The sequence below is a fragment of the Acidovorax sp. FG42 genome (genome assembly GCF_057809195.1).
Genome location: NZ_JBMDJM010000005.1, coordinates 15191 through 29694, shown reverse-complemented (window position 1 = coordinate 29694; position 14504 = coordinate 15191). Strand labels below are relative to the sequence as shown.

The following is a 14504-nucleotide window of genomic DNA, read 5'->3' as shown; positions in this document are numbered from 1 at the left end:
AAGAACACCCCCCTGAGCGGCTTCGCCGCTTCCCCCCGCTCTCGCAGTGCTGCGCACTGCGGGCAGGGGGACGCAGCCCTCGCTGCGGGGCGGCCCTTTCTCGGCTGCCCTGGCCTGGGGCGTGCCAGTTTCATGCGCAGCGTCTTGGACCAATCACATGACACTCATGCACATGCTGCTTGAGCGGCTGATGCCACACCTGATCCTCGCGCCCATTGCGCTGCCCCTGCTCACGGCCGGGCTCATGCTGCTGCTGCGCGAAGAACGCCAGCGCACCAAGGTCACGCTCAACATCACATCGACCCTGGTCGGACTGGTGGTGGCTGTGTTGCTGCTGGTGCAGGCCAAGGAGCCCAGCGTGCAGACCAGCCTGGGCGTGTACCTGCCGGGCAACTGGCCGGCGCCGTTCGGCATCGTGCTGGTCATCGACCGCCTGTCGGCCATGATGCTGGTGCTGACCAGCACCGTGGCGCTCGCCACGGTGCTGTTCTCGGCCGCGCGCTGGCACCGGGCGGGTGTGCACTTTCACCCGCTGTTCCAGTTCCAGCTCATGGGGCTGGCCGGCGCGTTCCTCACGGCCGACCTGTTCAACCTGTTTGTGTTCTTCGAGATCATGCTGGCGGCGTCCTACGGGCTGCTGCTGCATGGCTCGGGCCGCCCGCGCGTGTCGGCGGGGCTGCACTACATCGCCATCAACCTCGCGGCCTCTTCGCTGTTCCTCATCGGGGTGTCGATGCTCTACGGCATCACCGGCACGCTCAACATGGCCGACCTGGCCCAGAGCATTGCGGGTGTGGCCGTGGCAGACCGGGGGCTGCTGCATGCGGCCGCGGCCATTCTGGCGGTCGCGTTCCTCATCAAGGCCGCCGTGTGGCCGCTCAACTTCTGGCTGGTGCCTGCCTACAGCGCGGCCACGGCGCCCGTGGGTGCGCTTTTCGCGCTCATGACCAAGGTGGGCGTGTACAGCGTGCTGCGGCTGTGGACGCTGCTGTTTGGCGCCGAGGCCGGTGAATCCGCGCTGTTTGGCAGCCAGTGGCTCATTGGCGGTGGCATGCTGACCATGGCCTTTGGTGCGATTGGTATGCTGGGTTCGCAGCGGCTGGGGCACCTGGCAGGGTTCAGCGCCGTGCTGTCGTCGGGCACACTGCTGGCCGCCGTGGGCTTTGGGCAAAACCTGCTCACGGGTGGACTGCTGTACTACCTGCTCAGCTCTACCCTGGCTGTGAGTGCGCTGTTCCTGCTCACCGACCTGATCGACCGCTGGCGCAACAACGGTGCCAACCTCGCTCCGTATGAGCAGACCGACGACGCACCCTTTCTGTCGGCCGACCTGGTGCCCACCGAGGGCATGAACCTGGACGACAAGGAACAGGCGCTGATCGGCCAGGTCATCCCCGCCGCAGCGGCCTTTCTGGGCCTGGCGTTCATGGCCTGCACGCTGGTCATTGCGGGCCTGCCGCCCTTGCCCGGTTTTGTGGGCAAGTTCGCCATGATCCACGCACTGCTCAACCCGCTGGGGCTGGGCGCGGCCCAGGGCATCCGCCTGGGCGCTGCGGGCTGGATGCTGGTGGCGTTGCTGGTGAGCTCGGGGCTGCTGGCGCTGCTGGCACTCACACGCGCGGGCATTCGCCATTTCTGGTCGGCCCAGGGCCGTGCTTCACCGCAGCTTTTGGTGCTGGAGGGGCTGCCCATTGCGCTGCTGCTGCTAGCTTGCGTGGCGCTGGTGTGGCAGGCTGGGGCGGTGATGCGCTACACCCAGGCCACGGCCGATGCCCTGCATGCGCCCAGCACTTACGTGCGTGCGGTGATGACCGCTGCTCCCGTCGCGGCTTCGCCTGCGGCGATGCCTGAAACCACGCCACCGGGGGACAAGCCATGACCCAACCTGCTCAACCTGCGGCGTCCAACGCCCCCGCCATGCCGCCACGCCCTGGTCCATTGCGGCGCCTGGTGCCGGCCCCGCTGCTCTCGCTGGCGCTCCTGGGCCTGTGGCTGCTGCTCAACCGCAGCCTGAGCGCGGGCCACTTCGTGCTGGGCACGGTGCTGGCACTGGCCATCCCGCTGCTCACCGCCGGGCTGCGCCCGCTGCCGGTGCGCATCCGCAAGCCGGGCACCGTCTTGCGCCTGGCACTCACGGTGGTGGCAGACACCACCCGGTCCAACCTCGCGGTGGCCCGCCTGCTGCTGGCGCCCGGCCGCAGGCGCCACCCTGCGGGCTTTGTGCACATCCCGCTGGACGTGCGAGACCCCAACGCATTGGCCGTGATGGCGATGATCGTGTGCATCACGCCCGGTACCGCGTGGGCCGAGATTTCTCTGGACCGCAGCATGCTGCTGCTGCACGTGCTGGAGTTGGACGACCCCGCCACGGTAATCGCTGAGGTGAAGCAGCGCTACGAGGCCCCCTTGATGGAGATTTTTGAATGACCCCCGTGCTGGACTGGGCCCTGCCGGCCGCCCTGCTGATGCTCGCGCTGGCCATGGGCTGTGCGTTGATCCGACTGCTCAAGGGCCCGTCCGCGCAAGACCGTGTGCTGGCGCTGGACTGCATGTACCTGAGCGGCATGCTGGTGATGCTGGTGCTGGGCCTGCTCTACGGCAGCAAGAACTACTTCGAGGCCGCGCTGCTGCTGGCGCTGTTCAGCTTTGTCGGCTCCATGGCCATGGCCAAGTTTTTGCTGCGCGGCGAGGTGATCGAATGACCGACGCTGCCACCACCGTCACGGCGGTTCTTCCGCTGTGGCTGGAGATCATCGTGGCCGTGCTGGTGCTGGCCGGTGCCGCGCTGGCCCTGCTGGGCTCCATCGGACTGCTGCGGCTGCCCACGTTTTTTGAACGGGTACACGCCCCCTCCATCATCGCCACGCTGGGCTGCTGGCTGATCATGCACGGCACGGTGCTGTACTTCTCGGTGGCCGACAGCAGCTTGGCGCTGCACGCGCTGCTGATTGCCGTATTCGTGGCGATCACAGTGCCCATCATGTCGATCTTTCTGATGCGCGCTGCGCTGTTCCGCGCCCGGCAGGCCGGGCGCGATGTGCCACCCAGCCTGAGCCAGCCCAAGGTGGATGGCAGCCCAGAAGCCAAAGATTCCTGATCACTTACCCCTGATCTATTACTCCTGATTTGATAGCTGCAGGCGCATATGAAACAAGCGCCTGCAGCATTTTTGGCGCTTATTTTGCCCCTGGCGCGCCAAACCCGCCGCCGCCGGGGGTGTGAATCTCAAACACATCGCCCGGCGCCATCTCGGCCTGGCCAATGTGGTCCAGCAGCTCCACCCGGCCATCGCTGCGCACCACCTTGTTGATGCCCACCGCGCCCGGCTGGCCACCCGCCATGCCAAACGCGCCATGGTGGCGGCCGTTGGACAAGATGCTGGCCGTCATCGGTTCGAGGAAGCGCACACGGCGGATGCCGCCGTCCCCGCCCTTGTACTGCCCCGCACCGCCCGATCCCTTGCGAATCTCGTAGCCCTCCAGCCGCACCGGAAAGCGGAACTCCAGCACCTCGGGGTCCGTCAGGCGCGAGTTGGTCATGTGGCACTGCACGACGCTGGTGCCGTCAAAACCGCCCGCCAGTTGCCCGTTGGCATCCCACACACCGCCCGCGCCGCTGCCGCCCGAGATGGTCTCGTAGTACTGGTAGCGTGTGCTGCCAAAGGTGAAGTTGTTCATCGTGCACTGTCCCGCCGCCATCAGGCCCAAGGCGCCATACAGCGCGTTGGTGATGCAGGTGGACGTTTCCACATTGCCCGCCACCACCGATGCGGGTGGGTTGGGGTTGAGCATGCTGCCGGGCGGGATGATGACGTTGAGCGGCTTGAGGCACCCCGCGTTCAGCGGAATGTCGTCATCCACCAGCGTGCGGAACACATACAGCACCGCCGCCATGCACACCGCCGTGGGCGCGTTGAAGTTGTTCGTCTGCTGCGGGCTGGTGCCGGTGAAGTCGATAGTGGCGCTGCGACTCGCTGCATCCACCTTCACGGCCACGCTGATCTGCGCGCCGTTGTCCAGAGGCAGTGTGAACGCACCATCCTTGAGCCGTGTGATGACACGGCGCACGGACTCTTCGGCGTTGTCCTGCACATGGCGCATATAGGCCTGCACCACGTCCAGCCCAAACTCGGCCACCATGCGGCGCAGCTCCTGCTGGCCTTTCTCGTTGGCGGCGATCTGCGCGCGCAGGTCGGCCATGTTCTGCTGCGGGTTGCGGGATGGATATTCGCCGCTTTCCAGCAGCGCAATCATCTCCGCCTCGCGCAGCACGCCGCGCTCCACCAGCTTCACATTGTTGATCTGTACGCCCTCTTCTTCAATGCGCGTGGAGAACGGCGGCATGGAGCCCGGCGTGGTGCCGCCCACATCGGCGTGGTGGCCCCGGCTGCCCACATAGAACGTGGGCTCGGCCTCGTTGGCGATGTAGACCGGCGTGATGACCGTGATGTCCGGCAGGTGCGTGCCGCCGTGGTACGGGTCGTTGAGCACAAACACATCGCCCGGCTGCATGCGGCCCGCGTTCTCGCGGATCACGGTCTTGATGCTCTCGCCCATGCTGCCCAGGTGCACGGGCATGTGGGGCGCGTTGGCGATCAGGTTGCCTGCGGTGTCGAACAGCGCGCAGCTGAAATCGAGCCGCTCCTTGATGTTGACCGAGTACGCCGTGTTCTGCAGCTGCAGCCCCATCTGCTCGGCAATGTTCATGAACAGGTTGTTGAACACCTCCAGCAGCACCGGGTCCACCGTGGTGCCCACGGCATGCTGCACGGCGCGCGCCACGCGGCGGTTGAGCAGCAGGTGGTCCAGGTCGGTCAGCGCGGCCTCCCAGCCGGGCTCGACTATTGTTGTGGCGTTCTTCTCGGCAATGATGGCCGGGCCGGGGATCACATCGCCGGGGCGCAGGTCCTCGCGCACCACCAATGCCGCTTCGTGCCAGGCGGGCACGCCGTCCACGCCGCCGGTGTACATGCGCACGGTGCTGCGGCGCGGCACCTCGCGCGCGGGCTGCAGCGCGTGGCGCGGCTCCACGGGGGCATCGCCGGGCACCACGGCCTCGACGGAAACCGCTTCGACCACGAGGCCCTTGCCCTGCATGAGGAAGGCAAAGCGCTGGCGGTAGGCGGCCTCAAAGCCTGCGGTGATCTCGGTCAGCGAGCCGAACGGCACGATTAGTGCCGAGTCGCTGCCCTCGTAGCGCACATGCACGCGGCGGTGCACCACGGCTGTGCCTGCGCCCACCTGCTGGCGCTCCAGCTCGGTGCGGGCGGTGGTGGCCAATTGGTCCAGCGTGGCTTCGATGCCTGCGAGTGCCTCGGGCACCAGCTTCGTTTCCACGGCCTGTTCGCGGATCACGTTCTGGTCCGCCAAGCCCATGCCATAGGCGCTGAGCACACCGGCCAGCGGGTGCACAAACACGCGCGTCATGCCCAAAGCATCGGCCACCAAACACGCGTGCTGGCCGCCTGCGCCGCCAAAACACTGCAGCGTGTAGCGCGTCACGTCATAGCCGCGCGCGACGCTGATCTTCTTGATGGCATTGGCCATCTGCTGCACGGCGATCTGGATAAAACCGTGCGCCACGTCCTCGGCGCTGCGCCCGGTTTGGGTAGCGAGGTCGCCAAACTTCTGCGCCACCGCATCGCCATCGAGTGCCTCGTTGGCGGCATGGCCAAACACCTTGGGGAAGTGCGCGGGCTGGATCTTGCCCACCATCACGTTCGCATCGGTCACGGCCAGCGGGCCGCCCCGGCGGTAGCTGGCGGGGCCGGGGTTGGCGCCTGCGCTCTCGGGACCCACGCGGAAGCGTGCACCGTCAAAGCCGAGGATGGAGCCGCCACCGGCTGCCACGGTGTGGATGCTCATCATGGGCGCGCGCATGCGCACGCCGGCCACCTGCGTCTCAAACTCGCGCTCGAACTCGCCCGCGTAATGGCTCACGTCGGTGCTGGTGCCGCCCATGTCAAAGCCGATGACCTTGTCATGGCCCGCCAGGCCTGCGGTACGCGCCATGCCCACGATGCCGCCTGCGGGGCCGCTCAAAATCGCGTCCTTGCCCTGGAACACCTGCGCGTCCGTCAGGCCGCCGGAGGACTGCATGAAGAACAGCTTCACGCCCGGCATTTCGCTCGCCACCTGGTCCACATAGCGGCGCAGGATGGGCGACAGGTACGCATCTACCACCGTGGTGTCGCCACGGCTCACCAGCTTCATCATGGGGCTGGTGGCGTGCGATGCGCTCACTTGCGTAAAGCCAATCTCGCGCGCAATGCGGGCCGCAGCCTCTTCATGCGCGGTGTAGCGGTAGCCGTGCATGAACACGATGGCCGCGCTGCGCAAGCCCGCGTCGTAGGCGGCCCACAGGCGCTCCTTCAGATGCGCTTCGTCCAGCGGCTCGATCACTTCGCCGTGCGCGCCCATGCGCTCCTGCGCCTCGACCACGCGCTCGTACAGCAGCTCGGGCAGCACGATATGGCGGTCAAACAAACGCGGGCGGTTCTGGTAGGCGATGCGCAGCGCGTCCTTGAAACCCTTGGTGGTGATGAGCAGCGTGGGCTCGCCCTTGCGTTCCAGCAGCGCGTTGGTGGCCACGGTGGTGCCCATCTTCACGCACTCCACCAGGGCGGGCGTCACCGGCTCTCCGGGCTGCAGGCCCAGCAGGTGGCGGATGCCGGCCACGGCCGCGTCCTTGTACTGCTCGGGGTTCTCGGACAGCAGCTTGTGCGTGACCAGAGTGCCGTCCGGGCGCTTGCCCACCACATCGGTGAAGGTGCCGCCCCGGTCGATCCAGAACTGCCAGCGGGCCAAAGAAGAAGCTTTTTGGGACATGGTGGTGCTATCTAATTAATAGCTGTCAGCGCATTCAATACCTGCGCTACAGCCGCTTTTCATTCAAAAATTCAAAAATCGGAGGCCTAAGGTCACATCGACGCGGCCGAGCGCGCCGCCTGGTCGTACATGCCCGAGAGCACACGCAGCAAACGGGCCAGCTCGCCAATGTCACGGTTGAGCGCATCATCGGCCTTGAGCGCATCGATCAGGCAGCTCTCGCGGATCTCGCGGTAGCGCTGCACGTAGGCGCGGCCGGTGTCAGTGGCGGCGTAGGTCACTTCCTTGCCATTCTTCTGCGAGGCCACCACGCCCAGGGTCTGCAGCTTTTTGAGCGAGTAATTCACCAGGTGCGTGTCTTCCACGTTCATGATGAAACAGATGTCAGCCAGGCGCTTGTCGCGTGCGCGGTGCGTGACATGGTGCAGCACCACCACGTCGAGCGGCGTCAGGTCCTTGAGGCCCGCCGCCGCCATGCAGTGCACCACCCAGCGGTGGAACGCATTGCCCGCCACGATGAGACCAAACTCGAACTCGCTCATCTCTGCGCTCTGCGCCGACACCAAGTGCGCCGATGACACGATGGGACCGGAGTCGGCTTTGGGTGGAAGCGCGGACTTGGCCTTGGGCTTGGCGTCAGATTTCATGGCGGGTTCGGGCCTGCGGGTTCTGTCATTGGCACGGGATATGCATGGGGCATTGTAGGCAAGTCGATGGTAATTTGTTGGCAATTTGTCAGCGTTTAGGCAAAACACCTATCGCAATCGGATCGGCTTCCGATACAGTGATTTGTTACATCCAACCTTGTACATACAACCCTGCGGAGCAATATCCATGAAGCGTCGAATCTTCCCCGTGACCGCACTCGCCCTGACCCTGGCTGCGGGCCTGTCTGCCACCTCGGCATTCGCCCAGACCAAGTGGGACCTGGCCGCCGCCTACCCTGCCACCAACTTCCACACCGAGAACATGGTGCAGCTGGCCAGCGATGTGGACAAGGCCACGGGCGGCAAGCTCAAGATCACGGTGCATGCCAACGCTGCGCTGTTCAAGGCCCCTGAAATCAAGCGCGCCGTGCAAGGCGGCCAGGCGCAGATGGGTGAGATCCTGCTGGCCAACTTCCAGAACGAATGGCAGCTGTTTGGCGTGGATGGCCTGCCCTTCCTGGCCGACAGCTACGACGCCTCCAAGAAGCTCTACGCCGCCCAAAAGCCCTTCCTGGAAAAGAAGCTGGCTGAGCAGGGAATGATGCTGCTGTACGCCGTGGCCTGGCCTCCACAAGGCATCTACACCAAGAAGCCGCTGGCCTCTGCCGCTGACCTCAAGGGGATCAAGTGGCGCGCCTACAGCCCTGCCACCGCGCGCATTGCCGAGCTGGTCGGCGCCCAGCCCGTTACGGTGCAGGCTGCGGAGTTCTCGCAGGCCCTGGCCACGGGCGTGGTCGAATCGACGATGACGTCGGGCGCCACCGGTGTGGACAGCAAGCTGTACGAACACCTCAAGTTTTACTACGACACCCAGGCCTGGCTGCCCAAGAACGCCGTGCTGGTGAACAAGAAGGCGTTTGACGCGCTGGACAAGCCCAGCCAGGAAGCGCTGCTGAAGGCCGGTGCCGACGCCGAGGCACGCGGCTGGGCCAACAGTGCCAAGGTCAACACCGACACCGTCGCCAAGCTCAAGGCCAACGGCATGGACGTGGTGACCCCACCGGCCGCGCTGAAGGCCGACATGGCCAAGGTGGGTGACACCATGCTCAAGGAATGGCTGGACAAGGCCGGCCCCGAAGGCAAGGCGCTCATCGACGCCTATCGCAAATAAGCGCAGGCGCCCACGCACATGCGCCGTCTGCTGGACTTTCTGTACGACAGCGCCGCCGCCCTGGCGGCGCTTTTCATGGTCGGCCTGCTGGGGATGGTGTTGCTGTCCATCGCCAGCCGGCAGTTCCACTTTCACGTGCCGGGCACGGACGCCTATGCGGGCTATCTGATGGCCGCATCGGGCTTCCTGGCACTCGCCCACACCTTGAAGCGCGGCGAGCACATCCGCGTCACGCTGCTGCTCAACTTCTTGAAGGGCGGCGCCAAGAAGGCGTTCGAGATCTGGGCTTTGGCCATTGCCACCCTGCTGGCCGTGCTGTTTGCGGTGTACAGCTGCAAGCTGGCCTGGCAGTCGCACGAGTTTCACGACATCTCTACCAGCAGCGACGCCACGCCTCTGTGGATTCCGCAGATCGCCATGGCCGTGGGCACGGTGATTCTGGCCATCGCGTTCCTGGACGAGCTGGTGCTGGAGATGATGGGCAAGCGTGTGGATGCCTCGTCTGGCGAAGCTTTGCGCAATGAATAACCCCTGCTGCACGACCTACCATGAGTGATCTCGCCATAACCGGCCTGCTCGTACTGTCGCTGTTCCTGATTCTGGGCAGCGGCGTATGGATCGGGCTCACCCTCTCCGGCGTCGCCTGGATCGCCATGCAGCTGTTCTCCGCCCGCCCGGCGGGCGATGCGATGGCGGTGACCATCTGGGGCAGCGCCTCCAGCTGGACGCTCACGGCCCTGCCCCTGTTCATCTGGATGGGCGAGATCCTGTTCCGCACGCGGCTGTCGCAAGACATGTTCAAAGGCCTGGCCCCCTGGGTACAGGCGCTGCCGGGCCGGCTGCTGCACACCAACGTGGTGGGCTGCACCATCTTTGCCGCCGTGTCGGGGTCGAGCGCCGCCACCTGCGCCACCATCGGCAAGATGACGCTGCCCGAGCTGACGCGCCGGGGCTACCCCGAACACATGGTGGTGGGCACGCTGGCGGGTGCCAGCACGCTGGGCCTGTTGATCCCGCCGTCCATCATCATGATCGTGTACGGCGTGTCGGCCGAGGTATCGATCTCGCAGCTGTTCATTGCGGGTGTGCTGCCGGGCATCCTGCTGGCGGCACTTTTCTCGGGCTACATCATGCTGTGGGCACTGCGCCACCCCGAGCAGGTGCCTGCCGCCGACGTGCGCATGAGCTTCATGCAAAAGCTGTCGGAATCGCGCAGCCTGATCCCCGTGGTGCTGCTGATTGCGGCCGTGCTGGGCTCCATCTACACCGGCTTCGCCACCGCCACCGAGGCAGCGGCCGTGGGCGTGGTGGGCTCGCTGGTGCTGTCGGCCGTGCAGGGCTCGATGACCTGGGGCACGTTCAAGGACTCGCTGATGGGCGCCACGCGCCTGTACTGCATGATCGCGCTGATCCTCGCGGGTGCTGCGTTCCTCACGCTGGCCATGGGCTACATCGGCCTGCCGCGCCACCTGGCGGAGTGGATCGCGTCGCTGGGCTTGAACCAGGCGCAGCTCATCGTGGCGCTGGCGATTTTCTACATCATCCTGGGCTGCTTTCTCGACGGTATCTCGATGGTGGTACTGACCATGGGCGTGCTCATGCCCACGGTGCAGGCTGCGGGCATCGACCCCATCTGGTTCGGTATCTTCATCGTGCTGGTGGTCGAGATGGCGCAGATCACACCGCCCGTGGGCTTCAACCTGTTTGTGCTGCAGGGCATGACGGGGCGCCAGCTGCCCTGGATTGCCAAGGTGGCCATGCCCATGTTCTTCCTGATGTGTGGCGCTGTGGCGTTGATCTATGTCTTCCCTGGCATCGTGACCTGGTTGCCACAGCAGATGTCGGCGCGCTAAACACACCTGCCACCAGCAGGTACCACCAAGCGGGGCGCCCCCACCGGGGACGCCCCGCTTGGCGTTTTGGGGGATGGAGAGCAGCCCGTCCGACGCCTCAAAATCCAGCGACAATGCCCCGATGTTGAACGTCCTTGCCATCTGCATCGGCGCTTGTGTGGGCGCATTGGCGCGCTGGCGCCTGGGCCTGTGGCTCAGCCCCGGCGGGCTGATTCCCTGGGGCACACTTGCCGCCAATCTGGTGGGCGGCTACCTCATTGGCGTGTGTGTGGCGGTGTTCCACGCCATGCCCCAGCTTGACCCCGTGTGGCGGCTGGCGCTGGTCACCGGGTTTCTGGGCGCGCTCACCACCTTCTCCAGTTTCTCGGCAGACGTCGTTGAGATGCTGATGGTGCAGCGCTACGCCCTGGCACTGGGCACCACCGCACTGCATCTGTTGGGCTCCCTGGGCCTCACAGTGCTTGGCATGCAAAGTGCTTCGTATTTCATAGCATCTCGCGCCTGATATTCCTGCGCTAGCACGTCATTTCGTCATCAATCCACGCCACACTGCATGGGCCCTCACCTGCTGCTGCCGGTGCTGCCCCGATCTTCTCTGTTCACCTACCGATACGCGAGCCCCTCATGGAAGCCAACACCCAACTCAACGAACGCCGCCTGGCCGATGCCTGGGCCGAGCTGCACAACCACGCCCACAACGGCAACCCCCTGCAGGCCGACGCCAACCGCATGGCCTTTGCCGACCCCGAATTCATGTTCCGCCGCGAAACGCGCGGCATCCGCTTTCAGCTCGAAATGCTCAAGCCCGACCTGGGCCAGGCCGAACAAGGCATTGAAAGCACCGTGGTGGTGTACGGCAGCGCGCGCTTTGTGGCGCCCGACGAAGCCGCAGCCCAGCTGGCCGACGCCGAAGCCAGTGGCGATGCCGACCGCGTGCGCCGCGCGCGCCTGGCCGTGCGCAACGCTGGCTATTACGACCTGGCCCGCCAGTTCGCCAAACTGGTGGCCGACTACAGCGAACGCCAGCGCCCCGCCGACCGCATCTACATCTGCACCGGCGGCGGCCCCGGCATCATGGAGGCCGCCAACCGGGGTGCCCACGATGCCGGTGCACTGAACGTGGGCCTGAACATTGCCCTGCCCCACGAGCAAAGCGGCAACCGTTTCATCTCGCCGTCGCTGTCCTTCAAGTTCCATTACTTCGCACTGCGCAAGATGCATTTCATGATGCGCGCCAAGGCGCTGGTGGCCTTCCCTGGCGGCTTTGGCACGCTGGACGAGCTGTTTGAAGTGCTGACCCTGGTCCAGACCAAAAAGGCCAAGCCCGTGCCCATCGTGCTGTTCGGCACGGACTACTGGAAGCGCCTCATCAACTTTGATGTGCTGGTGGAAGAAGGCACCATCTCTGCGCAGGACCTCAACCTGTTTCACTACACCGATGAACCCCAGGAAGCCTGGGACCTGATCCGCGCGTTCTACAAGCTGTAAAAGCCAACACCCCGCCGGTGCGCGCACGCGTCGGCGGGGTGTTGATGCCTGTTTCTGCTACCTGATGACAGGCGGCGGCGGAGGTGGCGGCCGCAGGATGATGGGTACCACCGGGACAAACACAATCGGTGGCCTGACCGTCGGAGGCGGCGGAACCGTGGTCGTAGGAGGCGGCGGAACCGTGGTCGTCGGAGGTGGCGGAACCGTGGTCGTAGGAGGTGGCGGAACCGTAGTCGTCGGAGGTGGCGGAACCGTAGTCGTCGGAGGTGGCGGAACCGTAGTCGTCGGAGGCGGTGGAGCTGGTGGTCGCGTTGGAGGAGCCGGAGTGCTAGGCTGCGGCGCAGGTACAGGGGAAGGTACAACCTCTGGTGGCGACACCGGCACGGGCGCTGGCGGCGGCGCGGCCTCTGGCGGCGGTGGAACGGGCACAGGGACCGGCGCCGGAACGATGTAGACAAAAGCGCGGCGCCCCTGCACGTCCACTTGGTCACCTGCCACCAAGGGTGTCTGAACCTGGGGCACCGGCAGCAACGCACGGGTGTGGGTGTAGACCGGCAGGTCCTGGTCGGAGACCACCAGCACCGCCTCGCCCGCCGTCACGCCCACACAGCCCGCCTGGGTGCAGACCTCGATCTCGTCCTGCTCACCAGACACGAACACCTGACCGTTGGCATCGATGGCCAGCAAGAAGGCGGACCCCCGGATGCCCACCACCGCCGTCGGCGTGACCACCTTGTAGTTGGCGGGATTGCGCTTGCCGATGAGCCCCGTGAGGGCACGCATCCCGCCCCGCAGCAGGTTCACCACAAAGTGGTCTTCGCCCGCTCCGGCCCCATCGGCATATCGGGTGACGGTGAACTGCGAGTCGGGGTACAAGGCCACCAGCCCCCCGTCCGAGAAGCGTATCTGCGCCCTGCCTTCGGTGCCGGTCAGCACCACATCGCCCCCATCCAGTTCGGAGCCCTTGGACAGGCGCGACAAGGTCTCGCCCCGCCGCAGCTGCACATCTCCCGCCGTGAACTGCACCAGCCCCGCAGCGGCCAGTCCGGTCAGCGGCCACGCCGCCACCATGCCCATCAGCAGCGCCAGCCGCGCATATTTTTGGTCTGACGTCATAGACAACTCCCAGGTGCATCGGCACAGGACCAGCGACGTAACAGCATTCAGAACTCCCGGCGCACGGTAATGGAGAACACCCGGCGCTCATAGTCGGTGATGGGCAGTGTGGACGCGTTGCGCGTGAACGACCATTGCGGCGTGATCCGCCACCCCGGCGATGGGGCCCAGTTCAACCCCAGGGCCACCTGGGCCTGCCGGTCGGTACGGGTGACTGCAAAAAACGGGTCTTGCCCGCCGTAGCGCCGGTGCTCCCAGTCTGCACTGGCAAACACAGACCATTGGGGCGCCAGAGGCCACTGCCCGCCCGCCCGCAGGCCCCACAGCCGGTGGCCCAGCGCGTCGGCGCCGCTGGCCTGCGCGCGCTCCTGCCCCCCGTACACGCCACCATAGGCCGACGAACCGTGTCGGAACAAATGGGAATACGACGTGCCCACCACGCTGCGGCGCACGTTGCGCAGCGCCTGATCGGGGTAACGCACGTCGAGCACCTGCACAAAGCTGCCCCACTGGCGAAAACCGTCTATGCGGTAAATCCATTCGCCCAGCACGCCGCCCATGGTCCGCAGCCGCGTGCCGTCCAGCGCGTAGTAAGACCCTTGGCCAGACGCAATCAGTTCATGGCGCTCTGCCCGCCAGGCCAGCCCCAGGGTGCCATCCAGTGCCGTGTGGTCAAACCGGTCTGCACCGCCCCCATAGTGCCGGGCAGCCCCAACGGCTGTGCCCACCACAGACCAGCGCGCGTTGAGCACTGCCCGCCCCCGCAGCCCCGCTTGCGCCACCACATAGTTGCCGGAGGTTGCCAGCGCCTCAGGCAGCAGCGCCCACGCCGGGGTGCCGGGCACAGGCGACTGCAGGTCGCCCACCACGGGCGCTGCGTTGGCATTGGAGTCGTGGCCGACGCCCAGCTCCACATAGCCCTTGAGCGAAGAGCGTCCTCCGGCATCGAGCCGATCGTAGGAATACAAAAACTGATCGAGCGTGTGCCCGGCATCCACCGGAATCAGTGCGGCCTGCACGGGTGCAGGCAAAGCCATCACGCCCCGGCGGTCGCCCACGGCCTGCAGGGATTGCCCCAGCGCCACCTGGGCCTCCATGTTGCCGGGTTGTGCAGCCAGCCAACGCTCGCGCGCCATGATGGCCCGCGTGTACTGCCCGGCTGCGTGGGCAGCATCGCCCATGGCGGCGTCGAATACCGGGTCGCCTGCCCGCTGGGCCTCCTGGGCATCCAGCAAGCGAAACGCCTGAAGTGCCTGACCTTGTTGCACCAGCGCCAGCGCTTGCTGTACCAGCTCATCAGCCCGCGCTGCGCATGACAAACCACCGCCCCAGGCCAGAACCGCGCACCATGGCAGCACGCGCCGTGACCAAATTCGCAGGTACATGAACGCCCCCTCTCGAA

General features: G+C 65.9%; 13 protein-coding genes. 9 read left to right on the top strand and 4 right to left on the bottom strand.

Going from position 1 to position 14504, the window contains the following annotated elements:
- The first annotated feature begins 157 nt into the window (after positions 1-157).
- Genes ACODSM_RS07230 through mnhG form a run of 4 tightly spaced genes read left to right on the top strand, consistent with a single transcriptional unit; the run spans position 158 to position 3097 of the window.
- Entirely contained in the window at positions 158-1879 is a 1722-nt protein-coding gene (locus ACODSM_RS07230; protein ID WP_488804804.1) for a monovalent cation/H+ antiporter subunit D, read from the top strand.
- Between the two features lie 38 nt (positions 1880-1917).
- Positions 1918-2427: a Na+/H+ antiporter subunit E gene (locus ACODSM_RS07225; RefSeq protein WP_488804916.1), complete on the top strand. Its 510-nt coding sequence runs from the start codon at positions 1918-1920 to the stop codon at positions 2425-2427.
- A complete protein-coding gene (locus ACODSM_RS07220) occupies positions 2424-2702 on the top strand; it encodes a K+/H+ antiporter subunit F (protein ID WP_056063664.1) in 279 nt (92 codons plus the stop codon). The genes ACODSM_RS07225 and ACODSM_RS07220 overlap by 4 nt, the downstream gene beginning before the upstream one ends.
- Positions 2699-3097 (top strand): monovalent cation/H(+) antiporter subunit G, encoded by a 399-nt coding sequence (mnhG, locus tag ACODSM_RS07215; protein ID WP_056645432.1) that lies wholly within the window; start codon positions 2699-2701, stop codon positions 3095-3097. Before ACODSM_RS07220 ends, mnhG begins: the two co-directional genes overlap by 4 nt.
- Positions 3098-3176: 79 nt before the next feature.
- On the opposite strand, the gene ACODSM_RS07210 is transcribed toward mnhG, so the two are convergent.
- Positions 3177-6827, bottom strand: a complete 3651-nt coding sequence (locus ACODSM_RS07210) for a hydantoinase B/oxoprolinase family protein (protein WP_488804803.1) — start codon at positions 6825-6827, stop codon at positions 3177-3179.
- A gap of 92 nt (positions 6828-6919) precedes the next feature.
- The gene (locus tag ACODSM_RS07205; protein ID WP_060986439.1) at positions 6920-7474 is read right to left on the bottom strand and encodes a winged helix DNA-binding protein; all 555 of its coding nucleotides are present in this window, start codon (positions 7472-7474) and stop codon (positions 6920-6922) included.
- A 187-nt stretch (positions 7475-7661) separates the two neighbouring features.
- Between ACODSM_RS07205 and ACODSM_RS07200 the strand changes: the two genes are divergently transcribed.
- The 5 genes from ACODSM_RS07200 (at position 7662) to ACODSM_RS07180 (ending at position 11986) form a co-directional block, all read left to right on the top strand.
- Entirely contained in the window at positions 7662-8645 is a 984-nt protein-coding gene (locus ACODSM_RS07200; protein WP_291442546.1) for a TRAP transporter substrate-binding protein, read from the top strand.
- A gap of 18 nt (positions 8646-8663) precedes the next feature.
- Positions 8664-9173 (top strand): TRAP transporter small permease, encoded by a 510-nt coding sequence (locus ACODSM_RS07195; RefSeq protein ID WP_015014448.1) that lies wholly within the window; start codon positions 8664-8666, stop codon positions 9171-9173.
- Positions 9174-9193: 20 nt separating this feature from the next.
- Positions 9194-10498: a TRAP transporter large permease gene (locus ACODSM_RS07190; RefSeq protein ID WP_291442545.1), complete on the top strand. Its 1305-nt coding sequence runs from the start codon at positions 9194-9196 to the stop codon at positions 10496-10498.
- Between the two features lie 121 nt (positions 10499-10619).
- A complete protein-coding gene (gene crcB, locus ACODSM_RS07185) occupies positions 10620-11003 on the top strand; it encodes a fluoride efflux transporter CrcB (RefSeq protein ID WP_488804802.1) in 384 nt (127 codons plus the stop codon).
- A gap of 119 nt (positions 11004-11122) precedes the next feature.
- Positions 11123-11986: an LOG family protein gene (locus tag ACODSM_RS07180; protein WP_488804801.1), complete on the top strand. Its 864-nt coding sequence runs from the start codon at positions 11123-11125 to the stop codon at positions 11984-11986.
- A gap of 57 nt (positions 11987-12043) precedes the next feature.
- On the opposite strand, the gene ACODSM_RS07175 is transcribed toward ACODSM_RS07180, so the two are convergent.
- Positions 12044-13102: a FecR family protein gene (locus ACODSM_RS07175; RefSeq protein ID WP_488804800.1), complete on the bottom strand. Its 1059-nt coding sequence runs from the start codon at positions 13100-13102 to the stop codon at positions 12044-12046.
- A 47-nt stretch (positions 13103-13149) separates the two neighbouring features.
- The gene (locus ACODSM_RS07170) at positions 13150-14487 is read right to left on the bottom strand and encodes a surface lipoprotein assembly modifier (RefSeq protein WP_488804799.1); all 1338 of its coding nucleotides are present in this window, start codon (positions 14485-14487) and stop codon (positions 13150-13152) included.
- Between the last annotated feature and the right edge of the window lie 17 nt (positions 14488-14504).

Bases quoted from the DNA above. Each gene is read 5' to 3' on its own strand.
- ACODSM_RS07200 (WP_291442546.1), top strand. From the start codon at position 7,662: ATGAAGCGTCGAATCTTCCCCGTGACCGCACTCGCCCTGACCCTGGCT.
- ACODSM_RS07225 (WP_488804916.1), top strand. From the start codon at position 1,918: ATGCCGCCACGCCCTGGTCCATTGCGGCGCCTGGTGCCGGCCCCGCTG.
- ACODSM_RS07175 (WP_488804800.1), bottom strand. From the start codon at position 13,102: ATGACGTCAGACCAAAAATATGCGCGGCTGGCGCTGCTGATGGGCATG.
- ACODSM_RS07180 (WP_488804801.1), top strand. From the start codon at position 11,123: ATGGAAGCCAACACCCAACTCAACGAACGCCGCCTGGCCGATGCCTGG.
- crcB (WP_488804802.1), top strand. From the start codon at position 10,620: ATGTTGAACGTCCTTGCCATCTGCATCGGCGCTTGTGTGGGCGCATTG.
- ACODSM_RS07195 (WP_015014448.1), top strand. From the start codon at position 8,664: ATGCGCCGTCTGCTGGACTTTCTGTACGACAGCGCCGCCGCCCTGGCG.
- ACODSM_RS07230 (WP_488804804.1), top strand. From the start codon at position 158: ATGACACTCATGCACATGCTGCTTGAGCGGCTGATGCCACACCTGATC.
- ACODSM_RS07210 (WP_488804803.1), bottom strand. From the start codon at position 6,827: ATGTCCCAAAAAGCTTCTTCTTTGGCCCGCTGGCAGTTCTGGATCGAC.
- ACODSM_RS07170 (WP_488804799.1), bottom strand. From the start codon at position 14,487: ATGTACCTGCGAATTTGGTCACGGCGCGTGCTGCCATGGTGCGCGGTT.
- mnhG (WP_056645432.1), top strand. From the start codon at position 2,699: ATGACCGACGCTGCCACCACCGTCACGGCGGTTCTTCCGCTGTGGCTG.
- ACODSM_RS07190 (WP_291442545.1), top strand. From the start codon at position 9,194: ATGAGTGATCTCGCCATAACCGGCCTGCTCGTACTGTCGCTGTTCCTG.
- ACODSM_RS07220 (WP_056063664.1), top strand. From the start codon at position 2,424: ATGACCCCCGTGCTGGACTGGGCCCTGCCGGCCGCCCTGCTGATGCTC.
- ACODSM_RS07205 (WP_060986439.1), bottom strand. From the start codon at position 7,474: ATGAAATCTGACGCCAAGCCCAAGGCCAAGTCCGCGCTTCCACCCAAA.